This window comes from Limnothrix redekei LRLZ20PSL1, from assembly GCF_043235035.1.
In the GTDB taxonomy this organism is placed as follows: Bacteria; Cyanobacteriota; Cyanobacteriia; order CACIAM-69d; family CACIAM-69d; genus CACIAM-69d.
On sequence record NZ_JAZAQF010000014.1, the window covers coordinates 10,774 to 28,352 of the forward strand.

12 protein-coding genes and 1 other RNA gene are annotated in these 17,579 nt (G+C 54.9%); 6 read left to right on the top strand and 7 right to left on the bottom strand.

Features of this window, described 5'->3' with window-relative positions; translation table 11 throughout:
* Positions 1–1,187: 1,187 nt before the first annotated feature.
* Both VPK24_RS02950 and ssrS read left to right on the top strand, forming a co-directional pair.
* Positions 1,188–2,990, top strand: a complete 1,803-nt coding sequence (locus VPK24_RS02950; RefSeq protein WP_393010577.1) for an adenylate/guanylate cyclase domain-containing protein — start codon at positions 1,188–1,190, stop codon at positions 2,988–2,990.
* A 165-nt stretch (positions 2,991–3,155) separates the two neighbouring features.
* Positions 3,156–3,361, top strand: a non-coding RNA gene (gene ssrS, locus VPK24_RS02955) — 6S RNA.
* Positions 3,362–3,675: 314 nt separating this feature from the next.
* Here ssrS and VPK24_RS02960 read toward each other — a convergent pair.
* The 5 genes from VPK24_RS02960 to VPK24_RS02980 form a co-directional block, all read right to left on the bottom strand.
* Positions 3,676–4,095, bottom strand: a complete 420-nt coding sequence (locus VPK24_RS02960; RefSeq protein WP_393010579.1) for a hypothetical protein — start codon at positions 4,093–4,095, stop codon at positions 3,676–3,678.
* 80 nt (positions 4,096–4,175) lie between these two features.
* The gene (locus VPK24_RS02965; RefSeq protein ID WP_393010581.1) at positions 4,176–5,936 is read right to left on the bottom strand and encodes a VWA domain-containing protein; all 1,761 of its coding nucleotides are present in this window, start codon (positions 5,934–5,936) and stop codon (positions 4,176–4,178) included.
* A gap of 310 nt (positions 5,937–6,246) precedes the next feature.
* Positions 6,247–6,927, bottom strand: a complete 681-nt coding sequence (locus VPK24_RS02970; RefSeq protein WP_393010583.1) for a hypothetical protein — start codon at positions 6,925–6,927, stop codon at positions 6,247–6,249.
* 100 nt (positions 6,928–7,027) lie between these two features.
* A complete protein-coding gene (gene rfbB, locus VPK24_RS02975; RefSeq protein ID WP_393010585.1) occupies positions 7,028–8,143 on the bottom strand; it encodes a dTDP-glucose 4,6-dehydratase in 1,116 nt (371 codons plus the stop codon).
* A 109-nt stretch (positions 8,144–8,252) separates the two neighbouring features.
* Entirely contained in the window at positions 8,253–9,287 is a 1,035-nt protein-coding gene (locus VPK24_RS02980; RefSeq protein ID WP_393010587.1) for a bifunctional heptose 7-phosphate kinase/heptose 1-phosphate adenyltransferase, read from the bottom strand.
* 500 nt (positions 9,288–9,787) lie between these two features.
* Between VPK24_RS02980 and VPK24_RS02985 the strand changes: the two genes are divergently transcribed.
* On the top strand, positions 9,788–10,288 hold the full coding sequence (locus VPK24_RS02985) for a hypothetical protein (protein ID WP_393010589.1): 501 nt from the start codon (positions 9,788–9,790) through the stop codon (positions 10,286–10,288).
* A gap of 209 nt (positions 10,289–10,497) precedes the next feature.
* Here the strand turns inward: VPK24_RS02985 and VPK24_RS02990 are convergent, their stop codons facing one another.
* Positions 10,498–11,058 (bottom strand): cupin domain-containing protein, encoded by a 561-nt coding sequence (locus tag VPK24_RS02990; protein WP_393010591.1) that lies wholly within the window; start codon positions 11,056–11,058, stop codon positions 10,498–10,500.
* A gap of 126 nt (positions 11,059–11,184) precedes the next feature.
* On the opposite strand from VPK24_RS02990, the gene VPK24_RS02995 reads away from it, so the two are divergent.
* Together VPK24_RS02995 and VPK24_RS03000 are read left to right on the top strand one after the other, a co-directional pair.
* A complete protein-coding gene (locus VPK24_RS02995) occupies positions 11,185–11,553 on the top strand; it encodes a winged helix-turn-helix transcriptional regulator (protein ID WP_393010593.1) in 369 nt (122 codons plus the stop codon).
* A 27-nt stretch (positions 11,554–11,580) separates the two neighbouring features.
* Entirely contained in the window at positions 11,581–11,916 is a 336-nt protein-coding gene (locus tag VPK24_RS03000) for a XisI protein (protein WP_393010595.1), read from the top strand.
* Positions 11,917–11,936: 20 nt separating this feature from the next.
* Here VPK24_RS03000 and VPK24_RS03005 read toward each other — a convergent pair whose 3' ends face one another.
* Positions 11,937–15,605 (bottom strand): hydantoinase B/oxoprolinase family protein, encoded by a 3,669-nt coding sequence (locus VPK24_RS03005; protein WP_393010597.1) that lies wholly within the window; start codon positions 15,603–15,605, stop codon positions 11,937–11,939.
* A gap of 234 nt (positions 15,606–15,839) precedes the next feature.
* On the opposite strand from VPK24_RS03005, the gene VPK24_RS03010 reads away from it, so the two are divergent.
* A complete protein-coding gene (locus VPK24_RS03010) occupies positions 15,840–17,501 on the top strand; it encodes an argonaute PAZ domain-containing protein (protein ID WP_393010599.1) in 1,662 nt (553 codons plus the stop codon).
* Positions 17,502–17,579 lie beyond the last annotated feature (78 nt).

Consider the following 17,579-nt stretch of genomic DNA (forward strand, 5'->3'; position numbering starts at 1 on the left):
ACGGGAGTCGCAGTTCAAAGTTTTTAGCTCAAGCACTGTTGCGGGCGCTGTCGTGGATGTTGCAATGGGCTGGCCGAGGAAGCGCAGGCTATTCGGATTAGGGGGACGGAATCGCAACACCCGAGGCCACAACAGGGGCCAACCACTCAGCACCGTCATCCTTGATGACAACTTGCCTCAGATTAGCCCGATCCCCTGGGGACGGACTGGAAGATTCCGTTAAAAGTCTGCTCAAGAACCATCGGGACAACATCGAAGACTATTTATTGAAGACTATTTAAAGACTGCTGAAAGACTGAAAACTGGTTAAAGACTAGCTAAAGGCGGGTTCAAGGCAGATTCAAGCTCATTAATCGCTGTAATCGCTAATGGGATTGGGGTTGCCGGAAGTCGCCCAATTGGGGCGATCGGGGCTAATCTGGACTGAACTTGAACAGGATGGAGAATGCCACGGAACGCAACGTGGAAGGCAATTGCGCCATTGTCTAGGTTCAAGTGTTAGCGTTGGGTCAGGTGAGATTTTGACAGGCTGGCTTGGGTGCGATACCGGCTTGTTGATTTGCGGGAACTCTGCGGGAATTCTGTTTGTATTGCAGTTCGTGACCGCAGTTCTTGATTGCAGTTCTTGATTGCAGTTCTTGATTGCAGTTCTTGACCGCAGTTCGTGACCGTAATTTGTCACTGCAACTTCTCACCAGCAACGCATCACCACAGATCAACTCAACTCGCATCCATGGGAGCGGGGAAAATGGGAAGGAGCGGTGCTTTTGCAGTGCCGGTTCTGCATTTGGGCATGGGAGCGGGCGATCGGGGGACGCTTGGCCAACTGGTCGCGAGGGGAGGGCGATCGCAGGGGACATCTCAAACAAACCGATTGCGTTCAGAGCGATCGGGCAAGGTGCTTAAGCCAGGCTTTAATCAAGGTTGCACGGCTTAACCACAGCCTAACCACGAGAACAGCGAGGCAGTGACGGGGCAGCGGCGGGATTGGTTAACCGGACTGGGGCATGGGCGTTCTGAAAAACTGGTCGGGCCCTTAACCGCTTGTGAGCCTAAGCGCTGTCGAATAGGGTGTAATGCATCGATCGGTTAACGTTCTCGGCGCTGTTCCCGGTGCTATTCTCAGCGTTCCAGTCGATGCGGGTTTGGCGATATTGATTCGATTGCTGTGAAGCAGAGTAGATGGCATGGCTGAGATCCAATTACGCCTTCAGGTTCCCGGTAGCCCCGATCGACTGATTCCCGTGGAAACCGACTCCGTGACGATCGGGCGGGCCAGTGATTGCGAGCTGCCCCTTTCTCCCTATGGCGTGTCGCGACACCATGCCCGAATTAGCCGCGTCGATCAGGCTAGTCCCTGGATGGTTGAAGACCTGCAAAGCAAAAATGGCACCCGTCTGAACCAAACTCCCCTCCAACAACCAACCCCCATCGCCCACGGAGATCGGATCTATATCGAAAATGTTTGCATCACTGTCCTGTTGGCAGGAGTGGGCACGGCCAATGCGGTCGCAAATCCCACCATCACCCGATCGCGCCAATCGCCCCAAGGGCCCAAAGCCGTCTATTCCCAGCGGGTGCAGGTTCCCTTAAACCCCGAGGCTTTACCGCCCACCGTGTCCGTGGTGCGGCCCAATCTGGTCAAGCTGCCCCTGATTGATGCCACGGCCGATGGCAAAATGCGAATTTCACGCGATGCCAGCGACCTCAAAGAACAGTGGCTCCGCACCAGCGAAGGCAGCGGCGACAGTCTTTATGAGCGCGATCGCACCATTGCCCGCCTGCGCGACCTCGTAGAAATCGCCAAAGGCCTCACCTCCGCCGCCAGCAGCAACGCCATCTTCTCCCAAGTGCAAGAAGTGGTGTTTCGCTATCTCACCAACATTGAGCGCCTGGCCCTGTTGGTGGATGTGGAAGGCAATGGCCAACTGCAACTGCTGAACGCGGCCGCCCGCGAAACCGAACGGGCCCGCGACCTCACCCTCAACAGCGGTTGGATCAGCCAAAGCATTTGCCAAAAAGTTTTCAAAGAAAAAATTGCCCTGCAAACGGCCGATGCCCAAGCAGACGAGCGGTTTGGCGCAGAACAAAGCATTCTCTATAAAGGCATTCGCAGCGCCATGGCCGTGCCGCTTTGGAACGAAGACAAAGTGGTCGGTGTGCTCTATGCCGATGCCAACCTGTCCTCCGAAAGTTGGGTGCAAGAGGGCGAAGACGATCTCAGTTTCTTTTCCGCATTGGCCAACCTCGTGGCTGCCAGTGTTCAGCGGTGGTTGCTCACCCGCAAACTCCAGGAAGAAGAGCGCCTGTGCCAAAAGCTAGAGCGCTATCACTCGCCTGCGGTGGTGCAACAGATGATTGCCGCTGGCACCCACGAGGATGGCCGAATTCCCACCACCGATGGGGAACTCAGCATCTTGTTTGCAGATATTGTCGGGTTCACGGCCCTTTCGGAGCGCCTGAGTCCGGCGGAGGTGGCGGACTTATTGAACCGCTTTTTTGAAGAAATGCTGCAAGAGGTGTTTGCCCTAGGCGGAACCCTCGACAAGTTCATTGGCGATTGCATCATGGCCTTTTTTGGTGCGCCGGAACCACAACCGGATCATGCCGATCGCGCTGTCATTGCTGCCCGACGAATGCTGGAACGCTTGGATGATCTGAACAAACGGAACGTGTTGGGCGAGCATTTGCAACTACGGATTGCCATCAACAGCGGTCGGGCCGTGGTGGGAGATGTGGGCAGTTCCCAACGGATGGATTACACAGTCTTGGGCGGCGCGGTGAACCTGGCGGCCCGGATGGAGGCGATTTGTCCGGTGGGCCAATGCATCATCAGCGCCAATACCTATGACCTGGTGTCGCGCAAGATGAATTGGGTGCAAATGGGGGAATTTCGGTTTAAGGGCATTGAACGGCCAATACCCATTTTCCAAGATGGCCACCGCGCCCAAGAGCTAGAGTTGGTGAAGCTTTTGACGGAGCCTTCTTGAGAATTGACCGCTGATCTGGGCGATCGCCCTTCACTAGGCTCTGGGTTGTTCTGGTTATGGGACGCTGGCTCGGTGCATGGGCCCTGACGGCGATCGACTCAGGGCCAAAACTAACGCGCTCAGGGCGATCGTAATCCTAAAACTGTTTGCTATAATTCCGATTGGGTTTTGCTGCAATGTTGGTGACTGCCAATAATTGTTTTGCGATCTATGTTTGTTCCAATTCGGGGACTCACCGAACGTCTTAGTGGCAGTAGACTGAGCGGGCGTTTAGGCGCTTTGTTAACTCAGAAACTTTAAACGGAGACAAGAGTACCCACCTGGTTTTTCCAGGTCGGAAGCTGAGGCAAGACGGCATTTGCGGTTAACCCAACTCCTCAGAATTTGCTTCAACCAATTGGTCAACAACTTGGTAAATAACACGGGTCACCACTTGCCTCAGCGAGGGTAGCCCGTGTTTTGATTTGAGTTTGATCGAATTGAAATTTGATTGAATTGATTTGAGTTTGATCAAATTAAATTGACTTGAATTTGATTTCAACACCTGCTCAAGATCAATCTTGGCTGATCAAGCTTGGTTGATCAATCTTGGCTGATCAATGGTTGGACTGAGCCAATGATGTAGACCTCTTGCACAAGCCGAGGCGTTGACTCGCAGTCTTTGGAATCCAAATTCAACAAGTGCTTATGGGGACTGGGGTGGTTGATTCAGACCGCACCGGAGTAGTTCGATGCGGAGACCCTGGAACTCGGGCGGCAGAGAATTGGTTTGCTGCCATTGATTTAAGACCGCAGCATTCGATCGACCAAAGGTGGCGATCCGAGCAAAATCTTCCGGCGTGGGTAACTGGGCCAAGCGCTCTTCGCCCAAGTCGCCAACTAAAATGACCCGCTCAATGATCATGGTTTTCTGTTGATGAGCTTGGTAGCGATCGCGGTAGGCTGCGGTTGTGAGTTGCCACTGATTGGGAGCGCAAAAGGCGCGATCGACCACGATTGCCACTCGCTCGGGGGGAAAGATCCAGGTGATTGCCCCACCCACTAAACCAAAGGTGCCGATTCCTACTGCGATCGTTCTCAAAAATGCCCAGTCGATCGATTTCATGTGACTTGTTCTTCCATTCAGCCGAGGGAACCGACCTATTGGTCAGGATATGATCTGATCAATCCTGATTACTGACACCACTAGAGATTGGTTTCAAAGAGGCCTTTGAGAAGGTCACGAACCGTCTTGGGATCACCCGTTTGCACACTGGATTCCCGCAGGGCCGCGATCGCTTCTAATTGGTTTTTATCCACCTCTCCATAGGCGATCGGATAGACCCGAATGCCACTTTGAGCAATGATGCTTTTGACATCTGACAACTTAAAGCCCGCGTTTGAGTCCCCATCGCTCAACACAATCACGTAAAAACGACCATTGGGATCGGTTTTCTTTTTGGCCACCAATTCGTTGAGCGCCACCATTAAACCGTTATACATGGCGGTACCACCATCGGCTCTCAGGCTTTCAATGGCTGCTAAGAATTTCTGGTGTTGTAGGCGATCAAATGGTGCCAAGGCCAGCCGTCGCACCACCTGATCGCTAAAGGTGACCAGCCCCACTTGGTTACCCGTATTAATTTGGGTTGTGGCGGCTTTTAGTCCCTCTTGCACGGCTTTCAATGGTTCGCCATCCATGGAGCCACTGGTGTCAACCACGGTCATCAAATAGACCGTTTTGCCTACGTCTTTGCCCCGTTTCCATTGGGCTTGAATGGCTTTCAAAATTTTGCCTGAAGGGTTGACGGGGGGAAATTGACCCGACTGGGTATAGTCCGTGTCCACAAAGCCTGTCTCTGTGGCCAGCTTCTGCATTTCGGGCGATCGCGCAAACTCCGCAAAGGCTTTGAGTGCGGCTTTTTGGTCAGGGGTTGTCCAGGCAAAACCCACCAAAGGATTGGTGTGGGGCAAGCCAAGGGGCACAAATTTAGCTTGCTCAAACCCCGGCATTTTTTGGATGGTTTGATAATTTTGATATTCCAGCGGAAAAGCTTGCAGGGTCGATTTATCCCGCAGGAAAATGTCTTGTAGCTCTGGTGAGGTGTTGGTGGCAATCAGCACTTGTTTTTGAAACTGCTCAAAGACCGAGGCCACCTGTTGGGATTGAATATCTTGCTCGGTGAGCAATCCGCCTGCTTGATCGCGACCTGCGGCTCGCCAAAACAGCGAATACATCAAATTCAAAGCTACCGAGCTGCGATAGGGATTGGGATAGCCAATTGTGATTTTACCAGCGGCGATCGCATTCAAAATACTGTCAAAGGTGACGGGGCCAGCAGCGGCTAATTGTTGATAAATCTCGCCCCGCAACACAAAGCCGATCGAGTTGGGTAAGAGGCGATCGGCAACTGGCTCAAAAGCCACGCCGCTCTCTTGCAACAGTGCTAGCCAGAGATTATTAGAGGGTGAATAGGCTGCTGGTTGGGCTTGGCCCGCTGCCAGCAGTCGCATCCCTGCTCCGGAGTCAATGCGACGCACCCCCACGCGCACGGGCTTGCCCCCGATCGCCACATTTTTTTGATTGAATGCTTCCGCCACATCCACCAACCAACGACTATCAGTGCGTTCAGCATTGGACTTTTCAGTGGAGCCAAAAATCTCCACATAAATTTCGGAGTTGCCTGTGGGTTTGGCTGCAAAAACCGGAAAATCGGCCAGATCTGGCAATGGATCGGTAATGCCTTCGATCGAGTAACGAGCTGCCGCTGCGTCGCTCACCAACTCATCTTGGACTGTGATTTTGGGCAGCACTTGACTGCTTAGGATATTCACAGCGTCATCAAAGCTTTTGGCCTCAGAAATACCACCGCTTAAACAGGCTGTCAAAACCGTAATGCAAGCACTAATCGCAAAAACAATTGACCATAATTGTCGTTTGGGCAGTCGGCGGCGTTTAAACAGCATAGGCTGGTCTCAAAATTCCTAAAATCGATATCCCAATGAATGGCAATTGATCAAAAAATGGCTGAAAGCTTGCAGAATGACGACTATCAATTCACGTCCAATTCACGTCTCAAAAATTGATGATGTCTTGCTCAAAGTACAAATGTTGGGCTGAATCGGGTATTGGGTTTTCTGCTGGTTTTTTGACTGAGTTTTCAGTGCTTTTGGAAAACTAGCATCCTACTCTGTGCATCTTCCATGGGTGAACCAATCCGAATTGAGCACGGGAGCCAATGGGGTGGTTAGCGATCGAATTTCGCGCAGCACAATATCACGACGGGGATTGTCGTTGAAGCGCTGCTCGATTGTCCTCAACGATCAGGCTCAAGCGGGCCGGCAAGGATGATTGCCCTTCTTGGGTGGCGATCGCCCCGAGCACCAAGCTATCCCGTAATTCGGTCATGGCCATGCAAGCAGCTTTCAAACGGCCGATCGCCTCCTGTTGCTGACTGCGTGCCCGCTCGCGGTAGGCAGCCGTTTGCACCGTTTCGATCGCCGCCGTGGCTTTCATGGCCTGCTCGGCTAACCCCAGTCCCGTCACGATCGCCTCGTATAAATCCGGCACCAGGGACGAATCTCGCTGGGCGATGTCCGCCGCTGCCACCCGCAGCGATTGCATTTCTTGCACCACCGTTGCCCAAAGGCGCTGGGCAGTTGCCGACTGCCCCCCCAGGGATTCCAGAGCTAAAAGCTGGTGATTTAGCCCCGCCGAGTCCAGCAAGTCTTCGCTGGCCTTGGGGACTGGTAGCCGCCGCACTTCCAGCGCCCACCAGCCCAGCATGATCAGCGCGGCGATCGAACCACCGAGCCACACCACCGGCCGCAACCCCAGCCACAACAACAAACCCGCCCAACCGCCTGCGCTCAGGCCAATCACCCCATAGGTTTGGGGGAGCGATCGCAGGGTGGGTTGAGACGGGTGAGCCAGCAACGGATTGGGGCTGATCGGCATAAGCAGCAAGGGGATTGTGAGGGTCGCAGGACTTGCTACCTAGGCTAACCGATCCAGATTGTGTTGGGGTTAACGGGGCGATCGCCCCTTGCGCCCACGATTAACCCACTGCTTCCGGGCGGCGATCGTACATTTTTTGGTAATAGGTTTGGTAATCGGCCGAGAGCAGCGGCTCCCACCAACTGCGGTTCGTCAAATACCAAGTCACCGTGCGGCGCAATCCCTCTTCGACCGTGACGGAGGGTTCCCAACCCAGCTCGGTGCGGATTTTTTCGGCATTGATCGCATAGCGGCGATCGTGGCCGGGGCGATCGGTCACGAAGGTAATTAGGCTGCTGCTCGGCTGGGTGGGCAAGCTCCAACCATGCTGCGGGGCCAGCTCATCCATCAGCTCGCACAGCAACTTCACCAAGTCCAGGTTGCGCACTTCGTTGTTGCCGCCAATGTTGTAGGCTTCGCCCGGTTGGCCCTTGTGGATCGCCACATCGATCCCGCCGCAGTGATCTTCCACGTAGAGCCAATCGCGGATGTTTTGCCCATCGCCATAGACCGGCAGCGGCTTGCCCAGCAGGATGTTGATGCACATCAGCGGGATCAGCTTTTCCGGGAAATGGTAGGGGCCGTAATTATTGGAGCAGTTGGTGATGATCGTCGGCATTCCGTAGGTGTGGAAGTAGGCGCGGGCCAGGTGGTCGCTGCCAGCCTTGGAGGCGGAATAGGGGCTGTTGGGCGCGTAGGGTGTGGTTTCGCTGAAGGCGGGATCGTCCTCGCCCAGGGAGCCGTAGACCTCATCGGTGGACACATGCAGAAAGCGCCAATCGGCCGGTTTGCCCGCCGCCAGCCAATGTTGGCGGAAGGCTTCCAACAAAGTGAAAGTGCCGACCACATTAGTTTGCACAAATGCGCCGGGGCCGAGGATGGAGCGATCGACGTGGGATTCGGCGGCGAAGTGGGCGATCGTATCGATCTGTTCTTCGCTCAGGAGTCGATCGATCAGAACGCGATCGGTGATGTCGCCCTGGACAAACCGCAGGCGATCGGCCCCTTCGAGATCGGCCAAGGTGGCCCGGTTTCCCGCGTAGGTCAGGGCATCGAGCACCACCACCCGATCGCCCGGATAGCGATCGCACCAGTGGCGGACAAAGTTGGAACCAATGAAGCCCGCACCACCCGTGATGATGATGCGGCGAGGGGAACGGGCGATCGAGTCAGTCATAGATTCGTGCAAACTGTGCGAGCAATGAATTCAGATAATTCAGTCAGGCGATCCCTTCAACCCAGGTAGGTCGCCGATCCTTGCCCTAAGGGCGCACGGCGGTGCGCCCCTACTGGCTATCGCGATCGAGCATAGCTTTCAAGGCCCGTTTCATCTCATCTCGGCTGGTGGTGGCCGTGCCGATGTGGCGCACCACCAAGCTGGCGGCCAAGTTGCCCAACACCGCCGCTTCCCAAGGCGTGGCCCCCAGCACATAACCCAAGGTCAAGGCCGCTACTACCGTGTCACCCGCGCCGGTCACATCAAACACCTCCGCCCGGTTAAAGGCGGGAATGTGGAAAATCTCGCCCGATCGCCCAAACAGGCTCATCCCCGACTCACCGCAGGTGATCAACACGTATTCCGCTTCGGTTTTGGCCAGCAGCGTCGCCCCCGCCTTCAGCAGGCTGGCCTCGTCGGTGATGCCAAAGCCCGCTTCCCGTTCCGCTTCCGGCAGGTTGGGCGTAAACCACGTGGCTCCCCGGTAGCGGGTCAGTTCCTTTTGGGCATCAACGATTACCGGCCGGCCGGTCAGGGCCGCTTGGATCACGCCGCTGGAACAGACCCCATCGCCATAGTCGGAACAGACCACCGCCTGGGCCTTGGGGGCGCGATCGGCCACAAACTCAGCCAGGCGATCGCAGTCGGCCGCCGTGGGGGGATCGTCAGACTTGCGATCAAACCGGACGATCTGTTGGGTCACGGACTGGCGCGAGTGGGCCGAAATCCGGGTTTTGGTGACCGTGGGCCGCGCCGCTTCCACCAGCGCCCCGGTGGTGTCAATGCCCGCCGCCTCAAAGATTTGACGCATCGCCAGCCCCTGCACATCGTCCCCCAAAAAGCCAGCAACCTGGACGTTTGCTCCGAGCTTAGCTAGGTTATAGACCGCATTGGCCCCGCCGCCGGGCACTTGGCGCGTTCGTTCGTGGCGGATGATCGGCACTGGTGCTTCTCGGGAAATTCGTTCCACATATCCCGTCAGAAACTCATCCAAGGTCAGATCGCCCACCACCAACACCTGCGCTTCCCCGAAGCGATCAATCAGGGTCAAGAGCCGATCGGCCGATCGGCGCAACAACGGCATGAAGTCTGGATCAAAAGTCATAGGGGGCAAGGTTACGATCGCAAGCATAGAATAGGCTATCAGCACATCAGGATCACTGCTGAAACTACATTCCATTCCTTCAAAGACTCTGCCAGCGGTTGAACGCGTCCGTATAGGTAATAAAAATAAAAAGACCGATTCCTTTAACTGTTAGCTATGATTCTTGAGTGATTGGTTACTGGTTTTCGTGAACAATCAATTCCTATTCTTCTGAGAGTTGAGCAACCGAAGACAGAACCCTGACTGGATCCAAACTGAGATCCAAATTTCTTCAGAATTCATCAGTCTCAGAGATGAGTTCCCGTGATCAAGGTTTGACTAGATCGAAGCATCAATCATCATTAAACTCCCTGTAGTAATTGATTGTGAATAATCAGCATTGTGCTTGTCAACTGTGCTAAATTCTGAAAATTTTGATAAGCTTTGGGTTCCGTGGCTAGCGTAATTGGCTGATTTTTTGGATCATTCAAAACGAGTTCCATTTGAGGAGTGTTTTATTCATGTCTTTCACTTTGATTCATCGCCTTGGCCAATCTCTATCTGCTGGACGATTGGTGGCCGCTTCTGCGGTGCTGTCCTTAGCTTTGGTGGGTTGTGGCGAAAGCAAAGTTGCCCAATGTAACAAGCTGATTGCCGTTGTGAACAAAGGGCAACAGATCAGCTCCAGCATTAAGGGTATGGATGCCCCGGCGATGAAGAAACTGTCCACTGATTTGGGTGGCTTATCTAAAGAAATTGGGGCTGTGGAAGTGGCCGATGAGACCCTGAAGGGTTTTCAGGGACGGTTTGTCAAAATCTACTCGGACTTGAGCACCGCTTCCAGCAAAGTGGGCGGCGCACTGGAAGAAATGGAAAAGGCGAAAAAGCCGAGTCCTGAAAGCTTGAAGCGGCTGAAGCAATTGCAGGAAGATGTGACCGGGGCTAGCAAGATGGGAGAAACTGCCGCGAAGGACGAAAGCGCCTTGGTCAAGGAAGTGAATACCTACTGTGCTGGCACGTAGTGCATTGAGTGCATTGGTATAGTGCAAATCAATTGAATTGGGAACGAAAAACTTGTTGGATGATGGAGCAGCGCTAGGGGATTGAGCTTGATGGTTGTCCCCTGCTAATGGGTCGATCGTCCAACAAGGTTTCTGTTTTACGATCGCCCGATCGCTGGAAATGGATTGCCTTTGTTAACACTCGGTAAACGCTGGGTAGCTGAATTTTTCTAAGCTCCACGGTCACCTTGTGCAGAATCTAGCCCTTGTTGAGGCGTTGGAACTTTACCAGGGCTAAGCACCTGCTTGCCCATCCAACTCACCCGTTTGGGAACCATGATTCCATCCTCCGTGGTGCTCCCCGAAGAATAGGACTGAGCACGCACCTGTACCACGATCCAAACTAGGTGATCGACGAGCGATCGATTGCGTAAACAGCGTTCACCATCGGGACTAACCCGCACAAAGCTGCCTTCTTGGACTGGAAAAACCCAGTTATTGACTTGAAATTCTCCTTCCCCCGCCAAAAAGAGATAAACCTCTTCATTTTGCTGATGTTTGTGATAGAAAAGCAGCGACTCTTTGGGCGAAAGGCTATTAACAGAAATTTCTGCCCCGGTTAACCCTAGTAAATCCTTCAAGAACAGTTTTCCAGGTGCTGGCAGCGATCGATCGCCCAGGTTGAGGGTGAAGGTGAACTGTTCGAGGTTGGCAAGCGGCCCCGCGTGGGTCACGGCAAAGTCTGGGCCGGTCTGGGCTGTGGGTTGGGTGCTGGGTGAGGCGTGGTACATGGTATTTGACTTTTAAATTGCAAGTTGCAAGTTAAAATCAAACTAACAGGGTTACTTGTAAAATGCAAGGGAGACTTGAAAAAGTTGTAAATCCCTGAATAGGAATGAATTTTGGAGCCTTGTGCTATGGCGGTTGACCACCGATCTCACTGCCCGATCGCCTGTACGCTGGATCTCCTGGGCGATCGGTGGACGCTGCTGGTCATTCGGGACATGCTGTTTTTTGGTAAGCAGCGCTTTGAGGAGTTTTTGGAATCGCCGGAGGGAATTTCCACCAATATTTTGGCCAGCCGCCTGAAGTCTCTGGAAGCCCTGGGGCTGATTACCAAACAGCCCTACAGCAATCACACTCGCCGCATGAATTACCAACTTACGGAGGCGGGCGAAAGTTTGCGTCCTGTGCTGCGCTCGATCGCTCGCTGGGGCCTGAAGCAATTTCCTGAAGCTCGCCTCCCGGATGCTTTAGATTCAAGTTCCGCCAATTCAGATTATTGATTGCCCGCTGCAAGAGGTGATTGAGCAATGGATAAGCTACAGAGATACCATCAAATCATTCAAGATTTACTGATGGAAGAAGCCCATCCCTATTGTCAGTCGGATGACGTAGAGACCGTAATTATCTGTGACCCAGAACGGCATCACTACCAGTTAACTTATATTGGCTGGGAAGGGGATCAGCGAATTTTTAATTTGATTCTGCACCTAGACATTAAAGATGGAAAAATTTGGGTGCAACATAACGGCACTGAAATGGCGATCGGTAAGCGGTTGATGGAGCAGGGCGTGCCTGCTTCGGATATTGTGTTGGGTTTTCAATCCCCCTTTCGCCGCCAATTTAGCGGCTATGCGATCGCCTAATCAGTTTTCGTTAAACAGAATCAGTTCTCCAATCGGCCATAGCCGCCGCCACCGGGGGTTTCGATCGCGATCGCCTCACCTGCCTGTACCTGCACCTGATCGGTAGCCCCGAGAGGGTCGATCGCCCCGTTTAGCCGTTCTACCCAGGCGCGGCCCGGTTGGCCCGGTGCGCCACCGGCCAGGCCCGCCGGTTGGGTCGATCGCCGCCCCGAGACGATCGCCGCCGTCATCGGTTCTAAAAAGCGCAGTTTGCGGATCACACCGTGGCCGCCGCGCTGTTGGCCCGCGCCGCCGCTGTCGGGGCGAATTTGGAAGGACTCCAGCCGCACGGGATAGCGCCACTCCAGCACCTCGGGGTCTGTGAGCCGGGAGTTGGTCATGTGCGTTTGCACCGCGTCGGCTCCGGGGAAAGTTGCGCCCGCCCCCGCGCCGCCGCAGATCGTTTCGTAATATTGGTGTCGATCGCTCCCAAAAGTGAAGTTGTTCATCGTGCCTTGAGCGTTGGCCATCACCCCGAGGGCTTGATAGAGCGCATCGACGACGGCTTGGGAGGTTTCCACGTTGCCGGCCACGACGGCGGCGGGCGATCGGGGATCGAGCAGGCTGGCGGGTGGCACGGTCAGATCGATCGGGCGCAAACACCCGGCATTCAGGGGGATTTCGTCGGCCACGAGGGTGCGGAACACGTAGAGCACGGCGGCTTTGGTGATTGCGATCGGGGCGTTGAAGTTGTTGGGCTGCTGGGGCGATGTGCCGCTGAAGTCGATCGCCGCCCGCCGCCGCGCCCGATCGATCCGCACTTGCACCGTAATCTGCGCCCCACAGTCGAGGGCGATCGTCGCTTGCCCGTCCCGCAATTGGGCGATCGCCCGCTCCACCGAGGCGGCGGCGTTGTCCTGCACAAACCCGGCGTAGGCTTGGATCGTGGCGGCTCCGTAGGTATCCGCTAGGCGCTGCAATTCCTGGCAGCCGCGCTCGTTGGCGGCAATTTGCGCCTGCAAGTCCGCCAGGTTTTGTACCGGGTTGCGGGCGGGGTAGGGATTGTCAGCCAGTTGCGCGAGCACGTCAGCCTCTAGGAATTCCCCGGCCCGGACGATCGGCAGGAAGTCAAACAGGATGCCTTCTTCGGCGATCGAGTGGCTGTGGGGCGGCATCGATCCCGGTGTCAGGCCGCCCAAGTCCGCATGGTGGCCGCGGGAGGCGACGAAGAAATCCGGGCGATCGCTCAGGACTCCGGCGGGCGATCGCAACCAAACCGGCGTAATCACCGTGATATCGGGCAGGTGCGTGCCGCCGTTGTAGGGGTTGTTGCTGGCAAACACATCGCCGGGCCGCAGCTCCCGCGCCGCCATCAGGGCCGTGACCGTTTCGCCCATGGAGCCGAGGTGGACGGGAATGTGAGGGGCATTGGCAATTAGCTGACCAGCGCGATCGAACAGGGCGCAGGAGAAGTCCAGCCGCTCCTTGATATTCACGGAATAGCTGGTGTTTTGGAGGGTTGCGCCCATCTGCTCGGCGATCGCGCTGAACCGGTTGTTGAAGATCTCCAAGCGCACCGGATCGGGCTGTAGCGATGGCTCGTCGTCGGAGACAAGATGCTCAAGCCCCTTGTCTGGATCGGTTGGGGCGAGGGTTTCCAGCACGAGGCCGCCCCGATCGCCCAGGGTAGCCGCCCAGCCCGGTTCAATCACATTTGTGCCCGTCGGTTCCACAATCACCGCTGGCCCGACAATCCGATCGCCCGGTTGCAAGGCCGATCGCCCAAAGACCGGCGCATCCTGCCAGCGATCGGCCGTGTAAATCTGAATCGTGGTAATCGATTCCGGCGGGGTCGATCGACTGGCCACCAACAACGGTTCCGGCGGCAAATCCTTGTGGCGCACCAACTCCAGGGCGATCGCCTCAATCACCACCGGCTTATCGGGCAGGGCGAACCCGTAGCGCTGGCGGTGGATCGCCTCGAAGCGATCGCGCAACCAGGCCGCCGGGTCGGGTTCCATGGCCGCCGGCCAGCTCACCACCAAGGGCGAATCCGTGCCGCCGTAGCGCAGCCGGGCCGTGCGGATCGCTTCCTGAAATCCCGGCAATTGCGGCTCCAGTGACCGTTGTAAGTCGCCAAAAATCGGCTCCAGCGCGGCGATCGCCCCCGGTTCCAAGACCTGCTCGATCGCCCGTTCGCCAATTTGCCGCACATCCGCCAGCCCAATCCCATAGGCCGACAGCACCCCGGCGTAGGGATGGATAAAAATCCGCGTCATCCCCAGCGCTTCCGCCAACAGACAAGCGTGCTGCCCGCCCGCCCCGCCGAAGCAACAGAGGGTGTAGTGCGCCAAGTCGTAGCCGCGCTGAACGGAAATTTGCTTGATCGCCGCCGCCATTTTTTCGATCGCGATCGCCAGGAACCCGGCCGCCACCGCTTCCGGGCTGCGGCCATCGCTAGTGGCCTGGGCGATCGTCGCCGTGAGGGCCGCGAACCGTTCCGCCACGATCGCCTTGTCCAGGGGGCGATCGCCCTCGGGGCCAAACACCGCCGGAAAAAAGTCCGGGTGCAACTTCCCAAGCTGCACATTGCAATCGGTGACGGTCAGGGGGCCACCGCGCCCGTAGGCCGCCGGGCCGGGATTCGCCCCCGCCGAGTCCGGCCCCACCCGGTAGCGCTGGCCATCGAAGTGCAAAATCGAGCCGCCACCCGCCGCCACCGTATGGATCGCCATCATCGGGGCCCGCAGCCGCACCCCCGCCACCTCCGTCTCAAACTGCCGCTCATACTCGCCCGCGTAGTGGGCCACATCGGTGGACGTGCCGCCCATATCAAAGGTGACGATTTGCTCAAAGCCCGCCGCCACACAGGTTTGTACCGCCCCGACAATGCCGCCCGCCGGCCCCGACAGCACCGCGTCCTTGCCCCGGAACCGATCGGCATCGGTCAGCCCGCCGTTGGACTGCATAAAAAACAGCTTGCCCGCCAAGGCCTCACGGTTCGGCCCCGCCAGGGTCGATCGCACCTGGTTCACATAACGCCGCAACACGGGCGACAGGTAAGCATCAACCACGGTGGTTTCGGCGCGGCTAACCAGCTTAATCAGCGGACTCACGTGATGGGAAACGGAAATTTGCTCAAAGCCCGCCGCCTCCGCCAGGGCCGCCGCGATGTGCTCATGCTGGGGGTAACGGTAGCCATGCACCAGGGCGATCGCGCAACTGGTGCAACCCTCGGCCCGCGCCGCTTTCAGTTGCGCCAACAAGTCCGCCTGGGCGGCCGCGTCGAAGGGGCGCACCACCTCGCCTTGGGCGCTCAACCGTTCCCGCACCTCAATCGCCCGCTCATACAGCGGCGCGGGTTTGCGAATCTCCAGCGCAAAAATATCCGGTCGGTTTTGGTAGCCAATCTTCAGGGCATCGCCAAAGCCTTCGGTAATTACCAGCACGGTGCGATCGCCTTTGCGTTCTAGCAGGGCGTTGGTGGCGACGGTGGTTCCCATCTCGATCGCCCCAATCTGCACCAGGTCGATCGGCTCGTCGGCGGCCAATCCCATCAGGTCGCGAATCCCCTGGACGGGCGCATCGGCATAGCGATCGGGGTTTTCCGACAGCAGCTTATGCACCACCAGCCGCCCATCGGGCCGCCGCGCCACAATGTCGGTAAACGTGCCCCCGCGATCAACCCAAAACCACCAACGCCGATCCATGCTCTGCCCTACCCGAAGCGCCTAATCTCGATTCATCATATCGATTAGGGTAATCAAGGGCGATCGGGGGGATCATGTTTACTGGTGAGCCAGTTGAGAAGTTTATTTAACACGTTAAGTTTTTATTTCGTAATTTTCACAAAAAATTAAAAGTGAAATTTGTGTATAATGTGGAGATGTGAAATATAATTTCAAAGATTGAATCAAGTTTATTCTGTTTAGCTTGAGAATTGTATGAATTTCTCTGAAGAGCTTCAAGAAATATCAGTTACCTTAAATCGCTTTCGCGTTAAGCAACTTAGTGAAAGCGATACTACTGTTTACGAGTATCAGTGCAGATTTATCCATCCTCCTGAGTTGGGAGACGAGCAACGACAAATTTCAAACATTTGTTACAAGTTGGGCGTGACAGCCGCCAGGATGGGAACCAAAATTATCACGAAGGAAGAGATTGACTCTGAGAAGCTGGCAAGTGATGATTGGCAGCTAAGTAGCTTGGGGGCCAGGCCGCTAGATTACAAGGACTTCCAAGAGAGAAGAGCACTAGAAACTTTTGAGCGCAAAATTCTAGAGAGAAAATTAAGAGCTTTTGTAAATGCTGAGCTTAAACGATCTGTAGAAGGTGGGCTAATTTGGTGGCCGCCTGCAAAAAAGGGTGTAGAAGCTTCTGAAAGTGGGTGGGAAGTACATAAAGGGAGAAGGATAGATGTAGTTATAGGCTCTGATGGTCAACTCTATCTGGAAATAGACCTTCATCACCGTTTTTACACTTCTTGGACACTCCATCAGTGGCTTGAGGAATACCCTGATCTTCCGATCAAATACGTGCGTAATACGTACAGAGAAAAAAATAATGACTACATCAGTTGGCAGTATCAAGATGTATCTGATGAGCTACCAGAAGAACTCATATTAGAAGGTTTGGGTATTAGCTTGGCAGACTATCATCGTGGCAAGGGAGCTAATGAAGAAGAAATAGCCAATTCTCGCGTTGTTTATGTTAGAAGAGCTAATCAACAAGGTCGATATTCAAAACCGGTTGCACATTTGTCCAAAAGACTATCGCCAAGTATGTCTTTGGAAATACTAGCTGCAATGGCTGAAAGTGGAAGTCCAGACAAGGTTCAAATTCAGAATGCTTTCAGTCAAATTAAGCAAAGTTTAGAATCTCGTCTACACGAATCTCAAATAATAGCAGATTTCATTCTTGGTAAAGTTTATGGCAGTGCTTCTAAGGGTGTTATGCCTTTAAAAGCTAACGGATATATTTTACCTCCAGCTAAACTACTTGCCTTTGATGCGCAAGAGGTAAATCAAGTTGCCAAAGTCCGATATAAAGGGTGTGCTAAAATTGGTGAGATTCGTTTTGGGTGCTTGAACCTCTATGATGATCGGCATAAATACCCTATCGAAGTTGAGAAATGCCTCAAGGACATAGCTTCTAAAAGTAAAGTGTCACTAGATCTAGATTCTTACCGCACGCAGCAAGACTTGGGTAGTAGCGAGCTAGATCAGCAAGTGTTTTGGCATCAGTGGGCCAGTGAGGGTATAAAAACCGTTCTAGTAGTGATGCCGTGGTCGCCAAACGAGCGAAAACAAAAAATTAGAGCGCAAGCGCTGCAAGCTGGTATCGCAACGCAATTTATTGTGCCTAAGCCCAAAGCAGATCAGTATAAGGCTCTGAATGTGACTTTGGGTCTCTTGTGTAAGGCAAGTTGGCAACCCGTACAGCTCAAACCATTGGGTACCTCTGAAGCAGCAGATTTAATTATTGGTTTTGACACAGGAACTAATCGCGAACTCTACTACGGTACTGCGGCCTTCGCCGTACTGGCTAATGGACAAAGCTTAGAGCTAATTTATAAAGAGAAGCTAAAGCCGACTTGGCAGCTCTAAATCCGGTTTTAGGCTAGACCTACCCGAAGCATCACCCAGCTCATGAGTCGTCTCCCGGTCATTGCCAATCCTACCCGC